This is a genomic window from Labrys neptuniae, from assembly GCF_040797145.1.
Classification (GTDB): domain Bacteria; phylum Pseudomonadota; class Alphaproteobacteria; order Rhizobiales; family Labraceae; genus Labrys; species Labrys neptuniae.
In genome coordinates, this window is record NZ_JBFNQD010000001.1 from 954631 (window position 1) to 979066 (window position 24436).

Annotated in this window: 17 protein-coding genes; 8 read left to right on the plus strand and 9 right to left on the minus strand. The window is 63.1% G+C overall.

Annotation, left to right across the window (positions count from 1 at the left end; translation table 11 throughout):
* Nucleotide 1 precedes the first annotated feature (1 nt).
* Together ABXS05_RS04620 and ABXS05_RS04625 are read right to left on the minus strand one after the other, a co-directional pair.
* Complete coding sequence (locus tag ABXS05_RS04620) at nt 2-8065, minus strand: non-ribosomal peptide synthetase/type I polyketide synthase (protein WP_367623087.1); 8064 nt, start codon at nt 8063-8065, stop codon at nt 2-4.
* Nucleotides 8062-10176, minus strand: coding sequence for an amino acid adenylation domain-containing protein (locus tag ABXS05_RS04625; RefSeq protein ID WP_367623088.1), 2115 nt, complete (start codon nt 10174-10176; stop codon nt 8062-8064). The genes ABXS05_RS04620 and ABXS05_RS04625 overlap by 4 nt, the downstream gene beginning before the upstream one ends.
* 545 nt (nt 10177-10721) lie before the next feature.
* Here ABXS05_RS04625 and ABXS05_RS04630 point away from each other — a divergent pair.
* Nucleotides 10722-11486, plus strand: a complete 765-nt coding sequence (locus ABXS05_RS04630) for a 4'-phosphopantetheinyl transferase family protein (protein WP_367623089.1) — start codon at nt 10722-10724, stop codon at nt 11484-11486.
* A gap of 223 nt (nt 11487-11709) precedes the next feature.
* Here the strand turns inward: ABXS05_RS04630 and ABXS05_RS04635 are convergent, their stop codons facing one another.
* Entirely contained in the window at nt 11710-12348 is a 639-nt protein-coding gene (locus ABXS05_RS04635; protein WP_311935179.1) for an acyl-homoserine-lactone synthase, read from the minus strand.
* 76 nt (nt 12349-12424) lie between these two features.
* Nucleotides 12425-13159, minus strand: a complete 735-nt coding sequence (locus tag ABXS05_RS04640) for a LuxR family transcriptional regulator (protein ID WP_082980089.1) — start codon at nt 13157-13159, stop codon at nt 12425-12427.
* Between the two features lie 346 nt (nt 13160-13505).
* Between ABXS05_RS04640 and ABXS05_RS04645 the strand changes: the two genes are divergently transcribed.
* The 3 genes from ABXS05_RS04645 to ABXS05_RS04655 all read left to right on the plus strand — a co-directional run bounded on the left by ABXS05_RS04645 (nt 13506) and on the right by ABXS05_RS04655 (nt 16212).
* The gene (locus tag ABXS05_RS04645) at nt 13506-13673 is read left to right on the plus strand and encodes a hypothetical protein (protein WP_156771738.1); all 168 of its coding nucleotides are present in this window, start codon (nt 13506-13508) and stop codon (nt 13671-13673) included.
* Nucleotides 13674-14521: 848 nt separating this feature from the next.
* Complete coding sequence (locus ABXS05_RS04650; RefSeq protein WP_367623090.1) at nt 14522-15133, plus strand: LuxR C-terminal-related transcriptional regulator; 612 nt, start codon at nt 14522-14524, stop codon at nt 15131-15133.
* A gap of 170 nt (nt 15134-15303) precedes the next feature.
* Nucleotides 15304-16212 carry a homocysteine S-methyltransferase family protein gene (locus ABXS05_RS04655; RefSeq protein WP_367623091.1) on the plus strand — a complete coding sequence of 303 codons (909 nt, stop codon included), beginning with the start codon at nt 15304-15306 and terminating at the stop codon, nt 16210-16212.
* 63 nt (nt 16213-16275) lie between these two features.
* On the opposite strand, the gene ABXS05_RS04660 is transcribed toward ABXS05_RS04655, so the two are convergent.
* The 5 genes from ABXS05_RS04660 to ABXS05_RS04680 form a co-directional block, all read right to left on the minus strand.
* A complete protein-coding gene (locus tag ABXS05_RS04660; protein WP_367623092.1) occupies nt 16276-16869 on the minus strand; it encodes a hypothetical protein in 594 nt (197 codons plus the stop codon).
* 145 nt (nt 16870-17014) lie between these two features.
* The gene (locus tag ABXS05_RS04665) at nt 17015-17929 is read right to left on the minus strand and encodes an efflux RND transporter periplasmic adaptor subunit (protein ID WP_367623093.1); all 915 of its coding nucleotides are present in this window, start codon (nt 17927-17929) and stop codon (nt 17015-17017) included.
* Nucleotides 17926-18135 carry a DUF1656 domain-containing protein gene (locus tag ABXS05_RS04670; protein WP_068295920.1) on the minus strand — a complete coding sequence of 70 codons (210 nt, stop codon included), beginning with the start codon at nt 18133-18135 and terminating at the stop codon, nt 17926-17928. The genes ABXS05_RS04665 and ABXS05_RS04670 overlap by 4 nt, the downstream gene beginning before the upstream one ends.
* The gene (locus ABXS05_RS04675) at nt 18132-20225 is read right to left on the minus strand and encodes an FUSC family protein (RefSeq protein ID WP_367623094.1); all 2094 of its coding nucleotides are present in this window, start codon (nt 20223-20225) and stop codon (nt 18132-18134) included. Before ABXS05_RS04675 ends, ABXS05_RS04670 begins: the two co-directional genes overlap by 4 nt.
* Nucleotides 20222-20677: a MarR family winged helix-turn-helix transcriptional regulator gene (locus ABXS05_RS04680; protein WP_311935193.1), complete on the minus strand. Its 456-nt coding sequence runs from the start codon at nt 20675-20677 to the stop codon at nt 20222-20224. The genes ABXS05_RS04675 and ABXS05_RS04680 overlap by 4 nt, the downstream gene beginning before the upstream one ends.
* Before the next feature lie 134 nt (nt 20678-20811).
* Between ABXS05_RS04680 and ABXS05_RS04685 the strand changes: the two genes are divergently transcribed.
* The 4 genes from ABXS05_RS04685 to panE all read left to right on the plus strand — a co-directional run bounded on the left by ABXS05_RS04685 (nt 20812) and on the right by panE (nt 24331).
* Complete coding sequence (locus ABXS05_RS04685; protein WP_311935195.1) at nt 20812-21507, plus strand: helix-turn-helix transcriptional regulator; 696 nt, start codon at nt 20812-20814, stop codon at nt 21505-21507.
* Nucleotides 21508-21574: 67 nt separating this feature from the next.
* On the plus strand, nt 21575-22867 hold the full coding sequence (locus tag ABXS05_RS04690) for an SDR family oxidoreductase (protein ID WP_367623095.1): 1293 nt from the start codon (nt 21575-21577) through the stop codon (nt 22865-22867).
* Complete coding sequence (locus ABXS05_RS04695) at nt 22864-23337, plus strand: DUF2269 family protein (RefSeq protein WP_311935199.1); 474 nt, start codon at nt 22864-22866, stop codon at nt 23335-23337. The genes ABXS05_RS04690 and ABXS05_RS04695 overlap by 4 nt, the downstream gene beginning before the upstream one ends.
* Before the next feature lie 82 nt (nt 23338-23419).
* Nucleotides 23420-24331 carry a 2-dehydropantoate 2-reductase gene (gene panE, locus ABXS05_RS04700; protein ID WP_367623096.1) on the plus strand — a complete coding sequence of 304 codons (912 nt, stop codon included), beginning with the start codon at nt 23420-23422 and terminating at the stop codon, nt 24329-24331.
* Nucleotides 24332-24436: the final 105 nt, after the last annotated feature.

The window sequence follows — 24436 nt, forward strand, 5'->3', positions numbered from 1 at the left end:
TTCACCGTTCCGGAGACTGCAGAGCGCTGGCGGCAACACGGCGGCTGCTCCTGGCAACACGAACGAGCTGCGGGAGCTCGGAAGGTTCCGCGGCCGGCGACACCCCCGCGAGCGTGGCTGCCGCCTTGGCGATACTGCGCTGCTGCAGCAGGGTCTTGGCCGACAGGTTCAGCCCGGCCTGGTTCGCACGCGCCACGATCTGGAAGATATGGATCGAATCCGCGCCAAGCATGAGCAGATCGTCCGCCACACTGATTCTCCCCTGTCCAAGAACCTCGGCACAAATGTCCGCCAGGATCGTTTCGGCTTGATTGCCGGGCGCGACATAAGTGCCCGACAACTCGTTCGCGGATGTCTCGCTCGGCTTGGGCAGGGAACGGCGGTCGAGCTTGCCACTCGACCCACGCGGCATGGCGTCAAGGCGGACCCACTGGCTGGGTATCATATAATCAGGCAGGTCCCGGCCGAGGGCATTGCGAAGAGCCTCGATGCTGGGTGCGCTCGAGGCAGGCGCCTCGTAATAGGCCACGAGCCTGGGATCCCCTGGATTGTCTTCGCGCAGGATCACCGCATTGACGTCGAGGCCAGCCTTGCCGAGCGCGGCCTCGATCTCGCCGAGCTCGATGCGAAAGCCTCGCAGCTTCACCTGATGGTCGTTGCGCCCCAGAAGCTGAAGGCGGCCACCCGGCATGAGGCGGGCGAGATCTCCCGTACGATAGAGCCGCGCGCCGGGCGTGCCCGAAACACTGTCCGCAATGAACTTTTCGGCAGTCAGGTCGGGCCGGTGGAAATAGCCACGGGCGACGCCGTCGCCGCCGATATGGAGTTCGCCCACCACGCCGAGCGGCTGCACGCGATCGAACTTGTCGAGCACGTGGAACTGCGTGTTGGCGATGGGGTGGCCGACCGTGATCGGATCCGGGCCCGGACGGATATGGGCGACCGACGACCAGATCGTCGTCTCGGTCGGTCCATACATGTTCCACAGCTCGCCATCATTCTGGACCAATTGATCCGCCAGGCTGCGCGGCATCGCTTCGCCGCCGCAGAGCATCTTCAGCTTCGGCGAAGGCTTGAAACCGGATTCCAGCAGGATCACCCAGGTGATCGGCGTTGCCTGCATCACGGTGGCGCCGCAGCCTTCCAGACGCTTGAGCAGGGCCTGGCCATCGGCCGTCTCGCTCTGGGGTGCGATGACCACGCTGCCCCCGCAAGCCAGCGGCAGATAGAGCTCGAGCGCTGCGATGTCGAAGGAGATCGTGGTGACGGCCAGCAGCCGGTCTTCGGCGGTGAAGCCCGGCACCTGGCGCATCGAGGCCAGGAAATTGGCGACGCAGCCATGCGTCACTTCGACTCCTTTGGGCTTGCCCGTCGAGCCGGAAGTGAAGATGACATAGGCGAGATCCTCGCCGGTCGCCCTGGCCACCGATGCGGGCAAGGGCTGGCGTGCAGCAATCGCGTCACGGTCGCGATCGACCAGGACCGTCACGGCCGCCGCAGCCGAAGCAATGTTTTCATAGGCTGCCTGGGTCACCACGGCGGCGACTTCAGCTTCAGCCAGAATGCCATTGAGCCGGGCTGTCGGGTGATTGGTCGCGAGCGGAACATAGGCACAGCCTGCCTTCAGCACGGCCAGCAGTGAGACGAGCATGTCCAGCGAGCGATCGACCAGCACGGCAATGCGTGCGCCCTTGCCAAGACCGCGATCATGCAAATGCGCAGCGAGCTGGCCGGCGCGCCGGTCGAGTTCGCCATAGGTGAGTTGCTGATCCTCGAAGAGCGCGGCGATGCCCCCCGGATTGGCCACTGACTGGGCTTCGATCAGACCATGAATGGTGAGCAGGTTCGGATCGGAAGGCGCAGGCAAGGACGGTCCGGCCAGGGTGGCCGGCACATCGCCGGCGGCCAGCAATGGCAAACGCTCGATCGGCGTGGTCACGTCATCGGCGATCGCCTGCAGCAAGGCACGGTAATGCCCCAGCCAGCGGCGGACCGTCGCCTCGTCGAAGAGATCGGCATTGTAGTCGCAATCGATGCGCAAGCCGTTGGCGGATTCCGTCACATTCGCAAAGAGATCGAAGGTGGAGAAGCGCTTGGGGTTGGGAACGACTTCGGTCGTCAGCCCCGGAAACGCCAAGTCTCCGCCCAGGCGCTCCACGTTGAACTGGACTTCGGCGAGCGGCAGCCGGCTGGCATCGCGCGGGAGCGTCAGCTTGCGCAGGATCGTGCCGAGCGTGCAGCTGCGATGGTCATAGGCCTCCAGCACGCTCTGCTTGGTGACGGCCAGAAAATCGGCAAAGCTCATGCCGTCCTGCCAGCTCGCATGCAGGGGCAGCAGATTGACGCAATGGCCGACCAGTGCCCTGTCGTCCTCGATCAGCGATTGGCCAGCGGCCGGTATGCCGACCACCACTTCATTCTGGCCGGCAAGACGGCCCATCAGGATCTCGAAGGCAGCGAGCAAGGTAGCAAACAAGGTGCTGCCGCGTTTGGCTCCGGCCTTGCGGACCGCCTCATAGAGCGGCCTTTCGATGGCGAACTGGACCGATCCACCGTTGAAGGTCTTGATCGGCGGCCGCGCGCGATCACAGGGTAGCTCGAGAGGCGGCGGCGCGGTGCGGAACTGCCCGACCCAATAGGCTTCGTCATCAGCCACTTCCTGCACGGTCTGGGCGTAGCTGCTGAAGGGGAGCGGTTCGGCCAGTACGGGCTGGCTGTTCTCGACTTTGGCTCGATAGAATTCCGAGAGTTCGCCGATCAGCACATTGATCGACCAGCCGTCGCAGACGATGTGATGGGCGGTAAAGACGAGGACGTGCCGATCCGGCGAGAGCCGAACCAGTTCGCCGCGCACCAGCGGGCCGCCGACCAGGTCGAAAGCTCTCCTGGCATCCTGTTCGATCCGCATCTTCAGCGCCTGTTGCGGCGAGGCCTCCCCGGAAACATCCACCAGCGGCAGCTCCAGACGAAGCTCAGGTGCAAAGCTCATGCGGGTGCCGGTCGTATCGAAATGGATACGCAGCGCATCGTGTCGCGCAATGACGTCGTTGAGCGATGCGCGCAGGGCTTGCGTGTCGAGGGCTCCCTCGAAACTCAGGCTGATGGACTCGTTGAAGGCACAGGAGGCCTCGTCGCCGAGCTGCGCCGAGAGCCAGACCTCGGTCTGGGAAGCGGTCGGTGCAATGGGACCGGTCGGTGAGGCCATTTTGGCTGCCGCTCCGGTCTTGCCGTCGCCGCCCGCAAGCGGAGGGCCACCTGGCAGCATGCCGTCGGCCTGCATGGCTTCGATGCTCTCGCGGAAAGCCTGCACGATCCGAGCGACATCCTCGTCCGTATGCTCGGTGGTCAGGAAGCAGGGGAAGCCCTCATGCACATAGATGCCGCGGGCGCGCAGATGATAGTAGAGCAGGCTGCCAAAGCGGTAGTCATGGCTCGGATTGATGTAGAATAGGCTGCCAAAGCTCGGGACCGGCAGGGACAGGCCGCACGCGGCGAAACAACCAGACAGCTGTTCGGCCAGGCGCCCCATGCGGGCCGAAACCTCCTCCTGCAAGGCCGGCCCCCTGGCCTTCAGATGCTCGAGCACCGCCTCGAGCGCGGCCAGGACCAGCGGATGGCGCACGAAGGTGCCGGCAAAGAAGGTGACCCCGACTTCCGGATAGGACTCGTCGCCATAGCGCCAGTCGCCGCCGTCGAGCGCGTCCATGAAGCTGGCGTTACCGGCCAGCACGCCCACGGGCAGCCCGCCGCCGACCACCTTGCCGTAGCAGGCGAGATCGGCCTTGATGTCGAACAGGTGCTGCATGCCCGCTGGGTGCATGCGGAAGCCCGTGACCACCTCGTCGAACACCAGCGCAGTGCCGGACGCTTCGGTCACGGCGCGAACCTGCTTGAGGAATTCGACCGGGCGCAGGTCCGGGCGGCGGCTCTGTACCGGCTCGACCACCACGGCGGCGAGTTCTTCCACATGCTCGCGGATCCAGGCCAGAGCCTCCTCGGAGCCGTATTCCAGCACGGTGACGTTCTCGACCGACTGCGGCGGAATACCCGGTGCCACCGGCAAAGTGCGATGTTCGCCCTGACGGACCTGCCCCCTGACCAGCACTTCGTCGAACTGGCCGTGATAGTCGCCGGCGAACATGACGACGCGCTTGCGCCCAGTGACCGTACGCGCCACCCGCATGGCTGCCATCACCGCTTCCGAGCCGGTGTTGCAGAAGGTGGCGCGCTCATTGCCGGTCATCTCGCAGAAGAGAGCCGCAACCTTGCCCGCCCTTGCGGATTGCGGGCCGATGGCGAAGCCTTCCTGCAACTGTCTGTCGACCGCCTCGACCACGAAATCCGGGGCATGGCCAAACATCGTCTGGCCATAGCCATTGACCAGATCGATATATTCGTTGCCGTCGACGTCCCAGATCCGCGAACCCTTCGAGCGGGCCGCGATCACGGGATAGACCATCTCCTTCCAGTCAGGATTGAAGCCGGAGGCTGCGCGTGGGTCGGCCAGGACGTTGCGATAATCCTGCGTCAGCTGCTTGGAGCCGGGGCTGCGGGCATTCCAGAGCGAGGTAAGCGCCTCGATATGGCTGCGCTGGCGGGCATCGAGCCCCTGATCCTGCGACTTCTGGCTGTTCTTGTAGACGGCGAAGCGCGACGGCAATTCCTTGACCGGGGCCGCATCTGCCTGGGGTGCTGCGGCAGGCTGCGGGGCGGCCGTGGCCTGAAGCGCAGGCGTCGGGGAAGGAACCACGGGGGGTGCCATCACGGCCTGGACAGCCGGAGCCTGCAATACCGCCCCACCACGCAGCACTTCGAGCTGCTGCTGCATCAGATGCGCCATGACCTGAAGCTGGTCGCGCATCAAGCCCTCCACGCCAGCTCCCGTACCGGCAAGCGGCAACGCAGTCGAAAGGAGAGGCGCAGATTGGCCGACCGGCGAAACAACATTGGGAGCCGGTGCGGCGACCGGAGCCACTGCAACCGGAACCGGCGCCGGTGCAGCCGGTGCAGGTGCGAATTTTTCGGGCGGCAACGCCGCTGCGACATGTTCCGTCAGGGCCTCGATGCTGCCGAGATCCCCCAACAGGGCGCGGAAGGTGATCTTGAGGCCGAACTTGTTCAGGAGCTCCTGGGCAGCCTGGGTCAGGAACAGGGAGTCGAAGCCCATTTCCAGGAAGGTCGTGCCGGGTTCGGCAGAGGCCACGTCCTCGCCGGACAGGTCGGCGAAGATCGAGATAATGGCGGCCTTGATGGTGTCGGTGCGGGCGGTCATATCGGACATCACGGTTTGCGCGGGAAGCGGCATTGCGAGGATTTCGGCAGGCGGCGTATTGGCAGGAAGCGCCGGTTCGGATCGCGGAGCGACCGGCGGACTGGCCACATCCGCGGAAGCAGGCTGGCGCGTGGGCGGCTCTATCCAGTGGCGCGTGCGCTCGAAGGGATAGGTCGGCAGAGGCACTCTGCGCCGCGTCGCCTCGCTCGACTGCAAGGCCCAGTCGACGGCCACGCCGGCGGTCCACAACCGGCCCACAGCCTCCGCTACGGTATCCTGGTCGGGCCGCTCGCGTGCCGAGTCGGGCAGGCAGGAAACCACGGTCCGGCCCCGCGCCGCACCCTGCAGCGACAGCGTGGTCAAGGTGTTGCCGGCACCGACTTCAAGCAGGATCGCCGACGTATCGCCGAGCAGAAGCGACAGGCCGTCGGCAAAGCGTACCGGCTCGCGGAAATGCCGCGCCCAATAGTCGGGCGATGTTGCAGCCTCAGCCGTGATCCATTGGCCCGTGACGCCGGAGACATAAGGAATGGCGGGCGCCCTCAGTCCGATCTTGCGCACCTCCTCGATGAAGGGGGCGAGGATCGGGTCCATCATGGGGGAATGGAAGGCATGCGAGGTGTGGAGTCGGCGACTGACGACACCGCGTGCCTTCAGCTGCGCTTCCAGCGCATCGATGGCGTCGTCCGGCCCGGATGCAACACACAAGGCTGGGCCGTTGATGGCAGCGATGGCAAGATCGGCGCCGAGCAAAGGCACAAGCTCCGCCTCGGGCAGCCTCACCGCCAGCATCCCTCCCGGCGGAAGGTCCTGCATCAGGCGACCACGGGCGGCGACGAGCGGCAGCACCTCTTCGAGCGTAAAAACCCCGGCCAGGCAGGCTGCGACGAATTCGCCGACGCTGTGCCCGATCATCGCGCGCGGCACAATCCCCCGGGCGATCCACAAACGGGCCAATGCATACTCGACCGCGAAGATCGCAGGCTGGGCATAGCAGGTGGCAGCCAGCTGCTTGTGATCATCGGCCTCGCGCCTGCCGGGATAGAGCAGGTCCTTGAGATCGCGCTCCAGATGCGGCCGCAGGATCGCCGCACAAAGGTCGATGTCGGCCCGGAAGCCTGGTTCGGCCTCGTAGAGACTACGCCCCATGTCGGGATATTGCGATCCCTGTCCGGGGAACATGAACACGACGCCAGGATCGCTGGCGGCCTTGAAGACACGCGCCGCCGGGTCGTTCAGGGCCGCAACGGCTGCCGGGATATCACTGGCAGCGGCGGACCAGCGATAGTCGAAAGCCTTGCGTCCGAGCTGCAGCGTGTGCGCGACGTCCGAGAGTTCCAGCCCGGGATTGGCAGACAAGTATCCGGCCAGAGCCGAGCGGGCCTTGCCCAAAGCTGCTTCGCTGCGGGCCGACACAGTGAGGATCTCGACGCCCTTTGCCGCTGGACGCGGCGTCGGCATCGGCGCCTCTTCCAGCACCACATGCACATTGGTGCCACCGACGCCGAAGGCGCTGACGCCCGCCCGGCGCGGCTCCGGCCCCTCCTGCCAGTCCCTCAGCGCCGCATTGACGAAGAATGGGCTGTTTTCGATGTCGAGACGCGGATTGGGCTTCTTGAAGTGCAGGGTCGCCGGCAACTGGCGGTTTTCGAGGCTGAGCGCCGTCTTGATGAAACCGACCACGCCAGCAGCCGCGTCGAGGTGGCCGACATTGCTCTTGACCGACCCGATTGCGCAATACTGCCTGCCCGCGTCGCCCGTGGCGCGGAAAGCCTTGGTCAGGCCCGCAATCTCGATCGGGTCCCCGAGCGGCGTTGCGGTACCATGGCATTCGACATAGCTGATCGAGCGGGGATCGACCCCGGCATTGGCATGCGCCATCATGATGGCGGCCGCCTGGCCATCGGAGCTCGGAGCGGTGTAGCCGACTTTGGCCGAACCGTCATTGTTGACGCCGCTGCCGCGCACCACGGCATAGATATGATCGCCGTCGGCAAGCGCGTCCTCAAGCCGCTTCAGCAGCACGGCGCCGGCGCCGCTACCGAAGACGGTGCCTCTGGCGTCGGCGTCGAAGGTGCGGCAATGACCATCCTCCGACACCATGCCGCCTTCCTGGGTCAGATAGCCGCGCTTCTGTGGGAAGGTGATCGAAACGCCGCCGGCAATGACCATGTCGCTCTGGAACAGCAGCAATTGCTGGCAAGCCTGCGCGATCGCCATCAGCGAGGTCGAGCAAGCCGTGTTCAAGCTGAAGCTCGGTCCGTTCAGATTGAATTTGTAGGACACTCGCGTCGCCAGAAATTCACGACTGGCGCCGAGCAGCATCGGATATTGCCCGACCTGGAAGGCATTGGTGAAGTCCTCCGACACGTTGCGATTGCCGACGACGTGATGGAGGAAATAGGTGTTCATGCTGCAACCGGCGATGACGCCGATGCTGCCGGGATAGTTCGCCGGATCGTAGCCACCGTCCTCGAGCGCTTCCCAGGCGCATTCGAGGAAGATGCGATGCTGCGGGTCAGTCAGTTCTGCCTCGCGCGGATACATGCCGAAGAACTCGGCGTCGAAAAACTCGACATCGGGCAGGATCGGCCGCGCCCGCACGAAATTGGGCGCCCGCCGAATGTCGGGCCCGTACGTATCTTCGAGCTCACTGTCCTCGAAACGGGTGATCGATTCCACGCCGTTGCGCAGATTCTGCCAGAATTCACCGACGGAGCGGGCACCGGGAAAGCGGCCCGCCATGCCGATCACCGCAATGGCGTTGAGTGGAGGGTCGGGGATGGAGCTCACCTTGCCGCTCCCATCTGGCGCTGGCGCATGCGCTGGAGCGCCTCGGCCTGCTGGCGGGCGCGCAGATTCTCCGGCCTGGCGGCCGGGCTCGCGGCAGGCGCGGAACTCGAGCGGATGAAATTGGCGAGAGCCGTGATGGTGGGACGCTCGAACACGTCGCTCAAACGAAGCTCAGGATGGATACTCTCCTGGATTTCGTTGAGAACAGTCAGGATCTGCAGCGAACTTCCACCCTGATCGAAGAAATTGATCTTGGTGCTGACGTCGGGCACGGACAGAACCCGCGACCAGATGGCCGCAATCTTCTGTTCAATCTCGTCGCGCGCCTCCGGCACGATTGGGCTGGCCGCGAAAGTCGGGCTGGGCAGCGCTTTGCGGTCGAGCTTGCCATTCTCGGTCATCGGCAACTCGCCGAGGTCGACGAAGGCGAAGGGAAGCATGTAGTCCGGCAAGGTCTGGGCCAGATGTGCCTTTAGGGTGGCGGCATCGGCCGAAGTGGCCGAAGTGGCCGAAGGCACGATATAGGCGACCAGCTTCGCCTCCCCGGGGCCATCCGTGCGAGCGATCACGGCACAAGCCGTTACGGCAGGATGGCGCATGAGCTGGTTTTCGATTTCACCCGTCTCGATGCGGAAGCCGCGGATCTTCACCTGGTGATCGCTGCGCCCGAGATATTCGAGGTCACCGTCCGCCGTACGCCGGACGAGATCGCCGGTCTTGTACAGCTTCTCGGCTGCCTGACCTTCCGAGGGCTGCCAGTCGATGAAACGCTCCGCCGTCAGCTCGGGACGGTTCAGATAGCCCAGGCACACCCCCTCCCCGCCGACATAGATCTCGCCTTCCTCGCCCACCGGGACAGGCCTGCGGTTCTCGTCGAGCACATGGATGGTCAGATCGGGGATCGGCACGCCGATCAGGCTTGCCCGGTTGCTGTCGAGCTCGGCTGCGGACACGGGACGATAGGTAACGAACACGGTGGTTTCCGTGATGCCGTACATGTTGATGATGCGTGGCTTGGCATCGCCGTAGCGGTTGAACCACGGCCGCAGCATCTGGAACTCGAGGGCTTCGCCGCCGAGGATCACGTAGCGCAGGGCCAGGGCCGAGGCCTCTGGGCGGCGGCGCTCCACCTCGATCAAAGTGCGGAAAGCGGATGGCGTCTGATTGAGCACGGTCACCTGCTCTCGAACGAGCAGGTCGAGGAAATCTTCGGGCGAGCGGCTGACGCGATGGGGCACCACAACCACGCGCCCGCCATAGACCAGCGCTCCCCAGATCTCCCACACGGAGAAGTCGAAGGCGTGCGAATGGAAGAAGGTCCACACATCCTGCGGGCCGAAGCCGAACCAGTGGTCGGTTGCGTGGAACAGCCGCACGACGTTATGGTGGGTCAGCCGGCATCCCTTCGGGCGGCCGGTGGAGCCCGACGTATAGATGACGTAGATGAGCGATTGGGGATCGATGGCGATGTCCGGATTCGTGACCGGTTCAGTGCCGAGGCTATCGGCGTCCTGATCCAGCAGAATCATCGGCAGATCGCTCGGCGGCAGCGTCGGGCGGCCGCTGGCCGTGGTCACGAATGCCAGGGGCCGGGCATCCTCCAGCGTGAAGGTCAGGCGCTCGCGCGGATAGCTCGGATCGAGCGGCAAATAGGCAGCACCCGATTTCATGATGCCCAGCATGCCCACGACCATGTCGATCGACCGCTCCAGACCGATGGCGACCAACGTGTTGGGCTTCACGCCCATCTTGAGCAGGCGATGAGCGAGCTGGTTGGCGCGCGCGTTCAACTCACCGAAGGTGATCGAAACGCCGTCACAGGTCACCGCAAGGCTGTCGGGGCGAAGCGCGGCCTGCTCGCTGATCAATTGATGGACGGAAAGGTTGGTTTGAAACATACTCACGGAGCCCCCATGCAAAATCGTGTATAGTGCCCCGGAGGATCGTTCCGCCGCAGGCCGTGCCGCCAAGCCGCCGTTGCCGACGCCTGCAGCACCGATGTGATATCCATTGCTTTCCTTCGGCCCGTCGGGACGGCCAGAGGTGCCGAGCTTACGATTGCGCGCGAACCGGAATATCCCGGCTTTCGGACGCTTCGTGTGCGTTTTCACACATTCCCCAGCAAACCAGTCCCATAATTGCGCCGAACATTCCCAGATCAGCTATTGCCTTTCTCATTCCAGATATGCGTGAGAAATACTTCAATATCGACATAAACATATGTTTCGAAAACATGCGTGAATTTACCGTGAAACGAAAAAATCTTCGCACGTAGATTTCAAAAACTACAAAGCACACTACATTCTACGAAGGAATTATTGAGGTGGTATACCTCTTTCGCTCTCTTGACGCCGAAAAAACAAAATGACCTTTGCGGAAACCAAGAAAACAGTTGAAGCTCAATGCAGACCCAAAGAACCCATCCAGCGAAACACTGCGATTATTGTAGAGTTTGAAGATCACGGCCTCAATTCGGGAAATTGAATGCCCTCCCCCCACCCGATAGGCAAAATCGGACCAAAAGGAGTAGGCTCCATCGATCCCGGAGACTCACGCCCCTACCCCGATAGCCGTAAGGCACAGGGCTGAAGGTGGGAGTGACGGCTCAAACGCCTCCGCCATCGCGCGACCCGGGAGAGGTTGCGCGCCGGCCTCGATGCTGATCGAGTGGAATCAGTCAACCGCCACGCCAGTTGAATCCAAGCTTTCGATGCCGCTTCCCCTGCTCCCCCCCCCTACTCCACACGACGTTCATGTCTGGCAATGGAGCCTTGACGCCGACGAAGACGACTTCGAGCGCAACTGGCAGGTCTTGTCGGGGGAGGAGCGCGGTCGCGCTGACAAATTCCGCTTCGAGCGGCATCGTCGCCGCTTCGTGGCGGCGCGCGGAAGGCTTAGGCAAATTCTTGCCAACTATCTCGCGGTATCGCCGCAAGCGGTTGGTTTCGGCTATGGCGCCGAAGGCAAGCCCTTCTGCACGACCCAGCCTTCGGAATGGCGGATCTGCTTCAATCTGAGCCACAGCGAAAACACGGCCGCCCTCGCCGTCGCGAACGACTGCGAAATCGGCATCGACATCGAGCATATCCGCCCGATCGAGGACAGCATCGCATTGCAGGTATTTTCACCTGCCGAGCACACACAATTCGAGGCACTGCCAGCCGGCGTGCGGCAAGGCGTCTTCTTCGAGAACTGGGCGCGCAAGGAAGCGTGTTTGAAGGCGCTCGGCACAGGCTTTGCTCACCCGCCAACCCATTTCGAATTCGATCTTGCCATCCGGGGCGACACGGCACCCCGCTTCGTCGGTGGCGATCCCGACGAAGCGAAATGTTGGCGTATTCACGCTCTGAGATCCGCTATGAACCGCACTGGCTCGGTGGCAGCACGGCGCCTCGATTGGTCGATCGTCGAAATGGCTTGACGGACAGCATCAGCCACTCTGCCGATACGCCAGACAAGCAGCATGCCGAGGGCTTGCGGCCCTTGGACGCCCTATGACACCTCGGAATGTGGCGCCGGCTCCTGGCGACGGCATCCAGCCCACATTCCCAAGGCGACTGGGATGAGCCCGGAGCCTTCCTGGCCTCGGGCATCGAAATTTGCGCTTCTCCAGCCAATTGGCTCGCAAACTCAACGATTGCGGCTTAAGCTGCAACCGCGTGGACTTGCGTTTCGGAACGCAGGACCGAACCTGTGATCTGGCCGGCTGCAGCGATCCCGGCGCGCATCTCCTCGCTGATCTCGAAGAGACCGGCATAGGTCATCACGCGGCCGATTCTGGTCGGCACACCAATGACATCCGCCGGGCAGTTGGCCAGCTTGAAGATGCGGGCCATGCGGGCATCGTAGACAGACACCACGAAATCGATGCCAGCAAGCATGCCGACCTCGACGATGCCGCACAGCAGCTCCGTCGTCACCGAATGCAGGCGACGGTTGCCGTCATTGGCCAGGTCGGGGTCGATCGCGAAGCGGGAGCTTTCCCAAATGAGCGGACTCTCCACAATTTCGCCATCCGGCAACAGTACTGAGAAGACATCGCGCAGCATATTCGGGCCGGTCGTCGGCAACAGGCGCAGACCACCTTCCACACGACCCGTGTATTGATTTCGCGATATCAAGTAGACAGGATCACAATCGTCGAAATAGTCTATCTCGCGACCGTTGGAAACATTAACGTCCCAATCAAGCCTGTCTTTAAAGACCCTCGCACGCATCTCGTAAAGTGCATCCAGGGTTTCGGTATGTAAATGACGTTCGTAACTTTGAATGACTTCAATCATCGAACAGACCCTCCGTCGGAATCTGCTCGAATTTATTGGTCACTTATTCCCTTAGAAATACGGCGTATTTGACGGGTTACCTCGATCCGAAAAAAATGCTCATATTCATTGCCTTGGCGACGGCATGAGTAACATTAGTTGCATTCAGTTTTGCTCGAGCCAGGTCGAGGTAAAACCGCACCGTCCGATCCGAAAGGGAGAGTATCGTCGCAGTTTCCGAGACCGTCTTGCCGCGGGCAACCCATTTCAGGCATTCGATCTCACGCGGAGAAAGATGGACTTCCTCTTCTTCAACCGCCTCCGTACGCAGGATGGCATTGTGGATATGGTAGGCCAAGACCTGGAAGTCGCGCTGGAAAGCCCCCAACGTCTGATCCCATTCCTGATCGGAGACGTCGCTGGTGATGGTGAAGAGGGCGCGCTCGCCATGGCGGCCGCGGATAGGGAAGGTCAGGCCCTGACGCCCCAGCCCGAATTCGGCGGCCTCGCCGAAAAAGGCTCGGAGCTTCGACCCCTTCAGGTCGAATTTGCGCCAGTCAATGGGCAGGACGGCCGAAAACCCCTCCCTTAGAACCGGATCTATTCTAACGTAATTCTCGCTCTTATAGTGTTCAACCCAATCATCGGAGTAAGTAACGGCCAAATAGGGATCGTCACCATTAGAGCTAGGAATATTTACAGCAAAATAGGCCGCCGTACGCAGCCCGTAACTCTGAACAACACGATTCAGCATCCCTTTTACGTCACGAGACGTCGGTACACTGCCAATTTCATCGACAATATCATAATATATCTTGTCGAGCGCTCTCATATGCCGCCCCCTAAACCTCGGGGCGGTATGATAGTGCAAAACGTAGCGGGATGCTAGTTCCTAGATTACTTCTTGGGTGCCCGGCGGGATAGAATGAAGACTTGGATTATATACTTCGATGTCTCTTTAAATCTCGAAAGAAGAATGGCAGCACTCTGAGTTCATTTCAGTCCGATGCCAGTTAGTAACCAACCAACCAAGGTTGATCGGTTGAATATCTGTCAAGAAACGACAACCGTTTCAACCTTCGATACGACGATGTTTCGCCATTCCCGCGAACGGTGGGGTCGAACCGATGATAAACAGGGGTCACGACGCAATGCCTAAAGTTCAACAAGGTCAATCGATGGTCACCATCGATGACGACACCGGCACGATCACCATCGATCTGGTGGCTTATGGGCCGGTGCGAATCGTGATGACGGCCGATGGCGACATCGAGGTCGAGGGTCGCAGCATCCTGAACACGGCTCATTGGACGAGTTTTGGCAACGAGCTTCCCAAGCGGGCCTGAAAGTCGCCGCCGGAAACCTGGCTGAGATCGACACACTCTGCTGAATGACATGAAGCCCGGGCGGTCATGCTGCCGCGGGCTTCCGTCATGTCTTGATCTGCAGGGCACCGCCAAGGATGCCCACATGGCAGGTCCCTCCTATGGGCATCGGCAAGGCCGCCATGCGCGGATATGTGTGGCCAGCGTCGCTCCTCGATGATTTCCAAGGGCAGCGCGACGCCATCGTCTTTCCGCAAACATCCAATCCCGCCGGCACTCTATCCACGAGGACACCCCAAACCGAGCTTCTGGGCTTGGCTCATCGCGCTCTATTGCTCCTGCCCCAAGCGCTGTCACATACCCGCATAGGCGCAATGCTATCGACAGATAGCAATCTCATGGCTTCCATGTTGCGGATACGGCACCACCACGCTTGCAGTGCCTAGAGGCGCGCCCGGCATGGCTGCGCCGACTTGCCGATCGCGCACATGGGCCGCATGGCCTGAAGGCAATGTGCGAAATCGCACATCGCAGCCCTGCGCCATGGTGTTTCTCACTGAGAGGTGGGTGTCTACCCATCGTGTTGAGGAAGAGTGTCGAATCCAAGTCATGCCGCGTCAATTCCACGCGCCACGACGCCGGCGTATTGAATATTTCCCCAAAAAGGAAACTGTCTTCGCCTTGGATTGCGAGAATATGGAAGTTTGACATTTCGCTGAAAGTCCTTGCCTATTTCGCGATTGAAGGAGGGGAAGCAGGTGAGATCGATCGGTGAAAGTGGCCTGACACACGAGGGAGAGCGTTACTTGAAGATCCCCGTTTGTGTAATCGACAAGCGAGCCTTCTGGCGCGATTGTCTGACGATGTGCTTGACGGCCTCTTCCGCAAACCTTGCTGCCGTCGGCTATGACACCATCGATGATTGGCTGACAGCCTCCACGCATGCCCCTTCGACGATCATCCTGCTATGCGCCACCAGCGAGGAAGGCACGGCCCGAGCCATACAGTCCGGGCTCGATCGCATTCTCTCCAGCGTGCCGGGCGCGCGCGTGGTCCTCCTATCCGATATCGACAATCCGGCGACGATGGTCTCCGCCTTGGAACGCGGGGCACGCGGCTTCGTAACCATGAGCCTCAGCCTGGAAGTGGCGATCGAGGCAATCCGCATCGTGAATGTCGGCGGCACCTTCGTTCCGGCCAGTGGCCTGTTGTCGGCACGCCAGGGCTTTACAGCCCAGCTCGATGGCCAACCGCCCGCTGTGGAGGGGCGGCCGCATTTCACCGAACGGCAGCTGGCAATCATCGCCTGCGTACGCAAGGGCGAGCCGAACAAGATCATCGCCCACAAGCTCAATATGACCGAAAGCACGGTCAAGGTTCACATCCGCAACATCATGCGCAAGATCAAGGCCAAGAACCGCACCGAAGTTGCGTTTCTGACCAACGAGTTGCTGCTTCCCAACGAAAACTCGAACGACTGAGACAGTCGCCGCAGCAGCGGATATGGAATGGGCTGGAACAGGATCGCTTCCTGACGGTGCCGGCGCCTCGTCTTGCAAACGCAACTCCCCGGCCCTGCTCCTTCAGCGACGTCTTGTTCTCCTGATCGAGGATGGCTACTGGCTTGTCCATCATCGTTGGAGGACGTGACATGCCCGGAACCATCCGGATTCTCGACGGCGGCATGAGCCGGGAACTGCTTCGCCTCGGCGCCGAGCTGCGCCAACCCGAATGGTCCGCGCTCGCTTTGATGGAGGCTCCCGACATCGTCCGCCGGGTTCATGCCGAGTTCATCGAGGCTGGAGCCGAGGTGATCACCACCAACAGCTACGCCCTGGTCCCCTTCCATATCGGTGAGCAGCGCTTCCGCGAGCAGGGACCGGCCTTGATCGACCTCGCCGGCCGCCTCGCCCGGCAGGCCGCCGACAGCAATTCCGGCCGCAAGGTGCTGGTGGCAGGATCGCTGCCGCCGATCTTCGGCTCCTATGAACCCGAACGTTTCGATCCTTCCCGCGTCCAGGGCTATCTGGAAGTGCTGGTCGCCGGCCTCGCTCCCCACGCCGATGTCTGGCTCGGCGAAACCCTCAGCCTGATCGCCGAAGGCGAGGCCGTGCGCCAGGCCGCGGCCGCCACCGGCAAGCCATTCTGGGTCTCCTTCACCCTGGCCGACGAAGTGGGCGCCGAGGACGGCGAGCCGCAGTTGCGCTCCGGCGAAAGCGTGGCCGATGCCGCTGCCTGGGCGGCCGGATCAGGGGCCGAAGCGCTGCTCTTCAATTGCAGCCGCCCTGAGGTGATGGGCAAGGCCGTGCGCGTGGCTAGGGATGTCCTGCGCGAGCGGCAGTCCGATCTCGAAATCGGCGTCTATGCCAATGCCTTCGAAGAGCAGGAGGAGGACGCCGCCGCCAACGAAACCCTGCACGGCACGCGCGAGGATCTGACGGCAACGGCCTATTCCCGCTTTGCCTGCGACTGGGCTGAAGCTGGCGCCACCCTGATCGGCGGCTGCTGCGGCATCGGCGCCAGGCATATTCACGATCTCGCAGCGGCCTTAGGGCGCTGAACCTGGCGCCAGGAGCGACGGCTCGCAGGTCCCCGGTGGAAAGGTCCGCCGCAAAACCCCGGCTTACCCGGCTCGACCCAAGGCAATGGCCGATCCGGTAAAAGGCAGGACGAGATCGTACCCCTCTGGCGGCGGCGAGATCGGCACGGTCGCCGCGGTACCGAACTGGGTGATGCCGGCTCCGACTGCTTCGGCGAGATCGTAGCGCTTTCCTGCGAATTCGAATGGATGGCTTGCGATCAGGCGCGCCGAGAATACGTTGGTGCCAACGATGGCTGCGCTTGCTGCCGCAAGGGAAGTGGCGACCGTGGTGCCGACCACCAGGCTGGTGCGGCGGAAGGTGGCGATGCATTCGCCCTTCGCGAAGGAGGCCGGATCGGCAAAGCTCGCCGCCGGGGCGCGCTGCAGATACAGGGAGAATTCACCGACCGGGTCGAGCCCGAGCGAAAGCGCACCATTGTCGATCCCATCCGCCTTGAACGGCGTGGCGGCGAAGGTGAAATGAGCACTCGTCTCGGCCGGCTCGCCGGCGAACAGCGGCGCGTCGGCAAACGGCAAATGCAGGAAGTAGCCGTAATCCGCCAGCGCGCCGTCATGCGTGCGGTAGAAGCGCCCGGTGGCGTACCAGGCAAGTTCGGCTGTCAGGAGGGCGGTCATGAAGAGTCCTCTGCGCGAAAGGCACACGCCTCTATAGACCGGGAGCAAAACCCGTTCACGGCTGAACGCTTGTTTGCCCAGAATTTGGTTGCTCGAAGGATCGGGGCGGCACCGCCTCAACGAGGAGATGCTGTCCCATTTTTCCTCAGGACTTACGCGTTCCGGCTGCCCCCCCGGCACTGGCCTGCGACGGCTTCGACTTGACGGTGACGGTCGCCGTCTGGCCCGCGACCAGGCGGAAGCCATCCGGCAACTTGTCGAGTGCCACGCGGATCGGCACGCGCTGAGCCAGGCGCACCCAGGAAAAGGTCGGGTTGATGTTGGCCAGGAGGTTCGAACCATCGCTGCGTTCGCGATCCTCGATACCGCCGGCAATGCTCTCGACATGGCCCGTGATGACTGCCGGCTGCCCCATCAGATGGATGTCGACAGGGTCTCCCACCGCGATCCGGGGCAGCTTGGTTTCTTCGAAATAGCCTTCGACCCGCAATGAATCCGTGTCGAGCAGCGCCGTCACCGCCTTGCCGGCCGCGACATAGTCGCCGGGATTGAGGTTGAAATTGGTGATCACGCCATTGACCGGCGCCTTGATCTCCGAGCGTTCGAGATTGAGCTTGGCTACGGCCTGATTGGCGAGAGCCTGCTGGTAATTGGCGCTCGCGACGTCCTGGCTTGCCAGTGCCTGCTCGATCTTCTGGGCGGAGGCCACGTCCTTGCCCAGTTCGCTGTAGCGGACATAGTCGCGCCTTGCCTGTTCCAGCGTGGCCTTGGTGCCGGAGACGGCTGCATCGGCCTGCTGCAGGGCGAGTTCGAAGCGTTTGGGATCGATGCGGATCAGGACGTCGCCGCGATGGACTTCCTGATTGTCGCGGACCAGCACTTCACTGACCAGCCCGGACACGTCCGGCGTGATACCGACGATATCGGCCCGGACATGGCCGTCCCGGGTCCACGGGTCGTTCATGTAATAGTCCCACAACCGCCAGCCGAAGCCGGCAGCGATGACGACGACGATCAGGGTGATGAGGACTCGCCCCAGCGAGGCAAAAAAGCGTTTCACGACACGAACCGTTGAAAAATGGAAAACAACCCGCTGAGCACGATCACGAACAGTGCGAGATCGAACAAGGAGCGGTGCCAGACCAGGCGATAGACGCCAGCCCTGGCCAATACAGAACGAAGCAGAAGATTGGCGATGATGGCGACGAGCGCGAGGATCATCAGGCTCGGTACATAGACGCCAAAGATATCGATGTCGGCGTTCACGATGCGAGCTCCAATCTGGGAAGGACGGGCATGGCCACGGGGGCAGCCAGGTTTACGGGCGCCGGTGCGGCGGGAAAGAGGGCGCGCCGCAGGCCGACGAGCGCCTGCACCGCGTTCCGACGCACGCTCGGCTCGACGCCCTGGGCGAAATCAGAGAGGGCCTCGTCGATGGCACCCAGCAACGAAGGTGGCGGATCGACCGCCCTGCCCGTCGCCGCCCGCGTGCCATAGAAGCGGGCAATGGCATCGAGCACTTGCTGCAGGCGCCGACGTTGCGCCGATGACAGCTTGCCGCGCAGCCTCTGCAGGTCGAGCACGTTGATGCCGACCCGCAGTTCCACCAGGAGATCGGCCGCCGCAACGTCCTCGCTGACACCCTGTGCCAGCCGCGGCACCAATTGACCGAGCCGATCGAAGACCCGGCCGGCGAAGGCCTCGGCATCGGCGTTGCGCCCACCGCGCGAGGTCGCGGCAATATCCGCCCAGCCGGCCTTGACCAGGCGCTTGGCGACCATGGCCGCCCCGAAGGGCCTGGTGGCCAGGGTCCAGACCAGGGCGAAGGCACCGCCGAGGATCGAGGCGACGGACGAGTTCATGAATGCCGCGAACTCGGCGCTGTAATTGGCCTGCAGCCCGACGAAGGACGCCGTGTTCACCGCGAGCAGCATGGCGATCATGTTGAACTGCGGGCGCGACACCAGCGTCCCGACAAGGATGAAGGGCACGGCAAACATCACCACCAACCCGACATAATCATGGGCCAGCGGCAGCAGGGCGAAGAGGTACACCGCCGACAAGCCGACGCTGATGGTCATCCATATCGTGAAGCTGCGGATCTGGCTGACGGGATTGTCGATAGCGGCAAAGAAGGAGCAACCGACCGCCGTCATGATCACGCAGCCCGAACCCTCGCTCCAGCCGGTCCATATCCACATCAGGCCGGACAGGATGGTGGCGAGCGCCACGGAGCCGACCTGGAAGGCCAGCAGTGCATAATCATAGTGGCTGACCTTGCCGACGGTCCGACGCATGCGGAAGGTCGGGCGCCAGCGGCTGATACGGTCGCCGAGTTCGATCTGCCGCTGCAACTGGCGGCAATCTTCCCATAGATCGACCAGTTCCTTCATGCGCTCCAGAGTGCTCGACAGCACCAGGGCCGGCCATTGCGCCTCCTGGGCATCATCCGGGTCGACCTTCGGCTCCAGTGCGGCAATCGCGGCGAGCAATTGATCGGCCTCACCGCGTTCATTGCCCTCGCCCGAGCGCATCCAGTCGAGCAGGCGGGCACGCAAGGCCTCGATGCCGACGATCTCGCCGCCCGCCTCACGCAAGGCAGCCAAGCGGTCGTCCAGGGAAGACAGCAGAGGCAGCAGCAACGCCATGCGCCCCCGTAGCTCATGGGCGACGCGCACGGTGGCCTGGTTCGCCGTGTCGTAGCTGAGCTGGCTGATCAGCATGTCCATGGCGCGGATGTCGCTGGCCAGCCGCTGGCGTTCGAGCGTCGCGCCGGCTCCATTGTCGTCGGTCAGTACGGCGCTTGCCCAGGCTCCCGCATCGCGCAGCCACCCCTTGATCTGCTGCCCGAGCACCGGCCCGATCCGGGCCGGGAAGAACAGGGAATTCACCAGGGCAGCACAGACGATACCGAGCGTGATCTCTTCGGCGCGCGAAACAGCGACGTCGAAGATGGTCTCGGGCGCGCTGACGGCCGGCAACGCAATCAGGGGAAGCGTATAGCCTGCGAGCATGAAGACATAGCTGCGCGGCGTGCGGTCCAGCAGGGAGACGAACAGGAAGACACCGGTCCACAGGCCGACCACGATGACGAACAATTCCGGCGCCGACGCGAAAATGGGCAGCAGCAGGATCGATCCGGAGGCGCCGATGAAGGTGCCGAGGGCCCGATAGAGCGCTTTCGACGTCGTGGCGCCAGCCAGGGGGTTGGCAACGACATAAACAGCCGCCATCGCCCAGTAGGGGCGCTCCAGCCCGGCGGCCAACGCGATATAGAGTGCCAGCATCGAGGCCGAAAAAGCCTTGAGCGAGAAGATCCAGTCCCGAACGGTTGGCAGGGTGAAGCCGGCGGTCATGTCGCCGCCTCCGCCTGCTGACGGGCCGACGCCTCTTCGATGGCGCGGAAAACGCGCAGCGTGGCCTCGATATCGTCCTGCGAAAGATGACCGAGAATGCGGGTGCGCAAGCCGACGAGTTCCTGCTCGATCACGCTTGTCACTCGTTCGCCCTCGGCCGTGAGCCAGAGTGTCTTGGCCCGGCGATCCGCACCTTCGCGCCTCTCGATCAGGCCGCTGGCGCAAAGCTGGTCGAGCAGGCGCACCAGGGAAGCTCCTTCGATGCCGATCGCATCGGCGACCTCGGTCTGATTTACGCCGCCGCCCATGCGCTCGATCTGGATGAGCGGCACCGCCGCGGCGTCCGAGACGCCATGGGTCGCGACGATGTCATGCACCAGGCGGCGCCAATGGCGGCCGATCTGTTGGGTTTTGCCGGTCAATGCGAAGCGCAAGGCGTCAATCTTTTCCATGTCTAATAATTAGCATCCTAATTAAAAGCATGCAAATTATTTATTGCAACAGATATCCCGCCAAAGAGAAAGCCTCCTGACATCATCTGTCAGTCAGGCGTATAGAATGATGGCTCCACGTCAGATGAGACGCCATGGCCAGAACGAGCCGCCTCCTCTCGCTCCTGCAGATCCTGCGCGGCAAGCGCCGTCCGGTGACGGCGGCTTCCCTGGCCGAGGAACTCGCCGTCTCAGAACGAACGCTCTATCGTGACATCGCCGAACTGGTCGCGCAGGGCGCTCCCATCCAGGGCGAAGCCGGCATCGGCTACATTCTGCGCCCGGGCCTGTTCCTGCCTCCTCTGATGCTATCGGAGGACGAGACCGAGGCCATCGTGCTCGGCCTGCGCTATGTCGAACAGCGCGGCGACGACACGCTCGGCAAGGCGGCTCGCGAGGCACTTTCCAAGATCGAGGCGGTGTTGCCGCCCGCTGCGCAGGAAATCGCCCGCAACCCCGTCGCCCTGCCGGGCCCCAGCCGGAACGCCTTTCCCGACAACAAGGTCGCTATCGAGGTATTTCGCAGTGCCATCCGCGCCCAGGCCAAGCTTCGCATCGACTATGGCGACCTCAATGGCCAGGCGACCACCCGCGTGATCTGGCCGATCGCCATCGGCTTCATGAACGAGGCGCGCATGCTGGCCGCCTGGTGCGAGTTGCGTGAAGACTTTCGCCATTTCCGTACCGATCGCATCGCCGCAGCCAGCGAGATCGGCGAGCGCTATCCGGGGCGACGCAGCCAGCTGGTGAAGGCCTGGCGGGCCGTGATGGACCAAATCGCCAAGCGCTAGCCTCGCTGGCCGGTACCGGCTCTTCTTCTTCCTTGCCTCGCCCCGGCAAACCGGGCAAACGGCCCTCATGCGCATTCTCGTTCCAGGCGGCTACGGCTTGATCGGCTCGGCCATCGTTTCGGCCCTCCTCGCGGCCGGCCACGAGGTCACGGGTCTTGGTCGTTCCGTCGGCCAAGCGCGCCTGCGCGAACCCCGCGCGCGGTGGCTTCAGCACGATCTCCAGGACCTCGTCAGCGCCGAGGCCTGGCGTCCTCTCCTTGACGATGTCGATGCCGTGATCAATGCAGCGGGCGTGCTGCAAGACGGCCCCGGCGACGATGTCATGGTGACCCAATCGCTCGCCATGGTCGCCCTTTTCGAGGCCTGCGAGCAGGCCGGTGTGAAACGCCTCGTCCAGATCTCCGCCGTCGGCGCCTCGCCCGATGCCGCCACCGTGTTCATGCGCAGCAAGGGCATTGCCGACGAGGCGTTGGAAGGCTCGTCGCTCGACTGGACCATCCTGCGGCCCGGCCTGGTGCTGGGCTCGTCGGCCTATGGCGGCAGCGCCCTGCTCCACGCCCTGGCCAGCCTGCCCGGCTTCATTCCGCTGCCTCCGGCGCCATCGATCCGCAGTGTAGCGCTCGATGACGTCGCCGCAACGGCACTGGCCGCGGTGGAAGCACGTCTGCCGCATCGGCGCATCTACGATCTCGTCGAGGACAGGGCTCATAGCCTCCAGGACATCGTCGCCGCGCTGCGGGCCAGGCTCGGCCTGCCTCCCGCCCGTTTTGCCCGCTGGCCCCTGTGGATCTTCCGGCTCGGCTTTCGCCTCGGCGATCTGGCGGGCCTGCTCGGCTGGCGTCCGCCGATGCGTTCGACCTCGCTCGACCAGATCCTGTCCGGCATCGACGGCGATCCGACACCCCTTGGAGCGGCAAACGGCCGCTCGCTCAAGGCCCTGCCGGAAATCCTCGAAGCCGTCGGCGGCACCGTGCGCGAACGCTGGTTCGCCCGCCTCTTCCTGCTCAAGCCGGTGATCATCGCGACACTGGGCTTGTTTTGGCTGCTTTCGGGCCTGATCGGCCTCTTTGCGGCAGATCAGGCCGAAGTCATGCTGACGATACGGGGCTTTTCGCCCGCGATGGCGGCTCTCTTCGTGCTTGGCGGCGCCATCATCGACATTCTTCTCGGCGCCGGCATATTCTGGCGACGAACCATGCCGGTCGCCGCGACGGGCATGATCGGCGTCACCCTGGCCTATCTCCTCGCCGGCAGCCTGTTCACGCCCGATCTCTGGCTCGACCCGCTCGGCCCCTTCCTCAAGACGCTGCCGGCAGCCGTTCTCGCTCTGGTCGCGCTCGCCATCAAGGATGCGCGATGACCTATGCCGACCTGCTCCTCTGGCTCCATGTCATCGGTGCCACCGTGCTTCTGGGCACCGGCGCGGGCATCGCCTTCTTCATGCTCGTCGCCCATCGCACCGACGATGCCCGGCTGATCGCCCATGTTGCCGGCACCGTGGTTACGGCGGACCTTCTGTTCACCGCCACTGCCGTCGTGCTGCAGCCCCTCACCGGTGCCCTGTTGGCCCAAGAGATCGGCTGGCCGTTGAGCTCGCCCTGGATCGTGCTGTCCCTGGGGCTCTACGTCTTCACAGGGCTGTTCTGGCTTCCGGTTGTGGTCATCCAGGTCAAAATGCGGAATCTTGCCAGAAAAGCCGCGCAAGAGAATTCCTCTCTGCCGCCAGACTATTACAGGCTTTTCCGCATCTGGTTTGCCTGCGGCTTTCCGGCCTTCATCGCCGTGCTCGCCATTCTCTGGCTGATGCTGACCAAGCCGCAATTCGGATAGTACAAGCCTGGCTTGCTTGTCTGCGAACCCGCGGGGACCTATACCCTCAGGCACGAATACGGCCACCAATGGCGGAGTGACCATGCGCATCCTGGTTGTCGGTGCCGGAGCGACAGGCGGCTATTTTGGCGGCCGGCTAATGCAAGCGGGCCGTGACGTCACCTTCCTGGTTCGCCCCGCGCGGGCGGAAAAGTTGCGGACGGAGGGTCTCAGGATCGTCAGCCCCTTCGGCAATGCCGAGCTGGCACCAAAGCTGGTTACCAGTGGCGGTATCGCCGAGCCCTACGACCTCGTGCTGCTTACCGTGAAGGCCTACGGGCTGGAGGCCGCGCTCGATGACATCGCACCCGCCATCGCTTCCGAAACGATGATCCTGCCGGTTCTCAACGGCATGCGCCACGTCGATGTCATCAAGGCCCGCTTCGGCGAAAAGGCGCTGCTCGGCGGCGTCTGCCTGATCGCCGCCACCGTCGACGACGAGGATCGCATCGTACAGCTCACGCCCATGCACAACCTCATCTATGGCGAGATGAGCGGCGAACGGTCCAAACGCATCGAGACGGTCGATGCGACCATGCAGGAGGCCGGCTTCAACGCCAAGCTTTCCGAAGATATCGAGCGCGACATGTGGGGCAAATGGATCACACTCGCCAGCCTGGGCGGCATCTGCTGCCTGATGCGCGGCTCGGTTGGCGAGATCGAGGCGGCACCCGGCGGCCTGGCCTTCGTGCTGCGCTTCTTCGACGAGGTGGTGAGCGTGGTGAAAGCCGTGGGTAAGCTGCCGGGCGAGCCCATCCTGAACATGGCACGCTCGATGCTGACCCAGAAGGGCTCGGCCATGGCTTCCTCCATGTATCGCGACCTGCAGAAGGGCGCGCCGATCGAGGCGGACCAGATCATCGGGGATCTGTTGGCGCGCGCGCAGAAGGCTGGAATGGAAACCCCACTGCTGTCAGCGGCTTATACAAATCTGGCGATCTATCAGAACAGGTAGCCGAGAGCGAATATCGGCCGGCGTCCGCCCGAATAGTGACCGCAGGCACATGGCGGATCGCGCCGTCCCCCGCCTAGCCTGTTCCCAACCTCATCTGGGACGGGA

What these genes read in the sequence shown, in the direction of transcription:
- ABXS05_RS04655 (WP_367623091.1), top strand. Translation starts at nt 15,304, where the DNA reads ATGCCCGGAACCATCCGGATTCTCGACGGCGGCATGAGCCGGGAACTG.
- ABXS05_RS04635 (WP_311935179.1), bottom strand. Translation starts at nt 12,348, where the DNA reads ATGATTGAAGTCATTCAAAGTTACGAACGTCATTTACATACCGAAACC.
- panE (WP_367623096.1), top strand. Translation starts at nt 23,420, where the DNA reads ATGCGCATCCTGGTTGTCGGTGCCGGAGCGACAGGCGGCTATTTTGGC.
- ABXS05_RS04675 (WP_367623094.1), bottom strand. Translation starts at nt 20,225, where the DNA reads ATGACCGCCGGCTTCACCCTGCCAACCGTTCGGGACTGGATCTTCTCG.
- ABXS05_RS04695 (WP_311935199.1), top strand. Translation starts at nt 22,864, where the DNA reads ATGACCTATGCCGACCTGCTCCTCTGGCTCCATGTCATCGGTGCCACC.
- ABXS05_RS04680 (WP_311935193.1), bottom strand. Translation starts at nt 20,677, where the DNA reads ATGGAAAAGATTGACGCCTTGCGCTTCGCATTGACCGGCAAAACCCAA.
- ABXS05_RS04685 (WP_311935195.1), top strand. Translation starts at nt 20,812, where the DNA reads ATGGCCAGAACGAGCCGCCTCCTCTCGCTCCTGCAGATCCTGCGCGGC.
- ABXS05_RS04640 (WP_082980089.1), bottom strand. Translation starts at nt 13,159, where the DNA reads ATGAGAGCGCTCGACAAGATATATTATGATATTGTCGATGAAATTGGC.
- ABXS05_RS04630 (WP_367623089.1), top strand. Translation starts at nt 10,722, where the DNA reads ATGCTGATCGAGTGGAATCAGTCAACCGCCACGCCAGTTGAATCCAAG.
- ABXS05_RS04690 (WP_367623095.1), top strand. Translation starts at nt 21,575, where the DNA reads ATGCGCATTCTCGTTCCAGGCGGCTACGGCTTGATCGGCTCGGCCATC.
- ABXS05_RS04660 (WP_367623092.1), bottom strand. Translation starts at nt 16,869, where the DNA reads ATGACCGCCCTCCTGACAGCCGAACTTGCCTGGTACGCCACCGGGCGC.
- ABXS05_RS04645 (WP_156771738.1), top strand. Translation starts at nt 13,506, where the DNA reads ATGGTCACCATCGATGACGACACCGGCACGATCACCATCGATCTGGTG.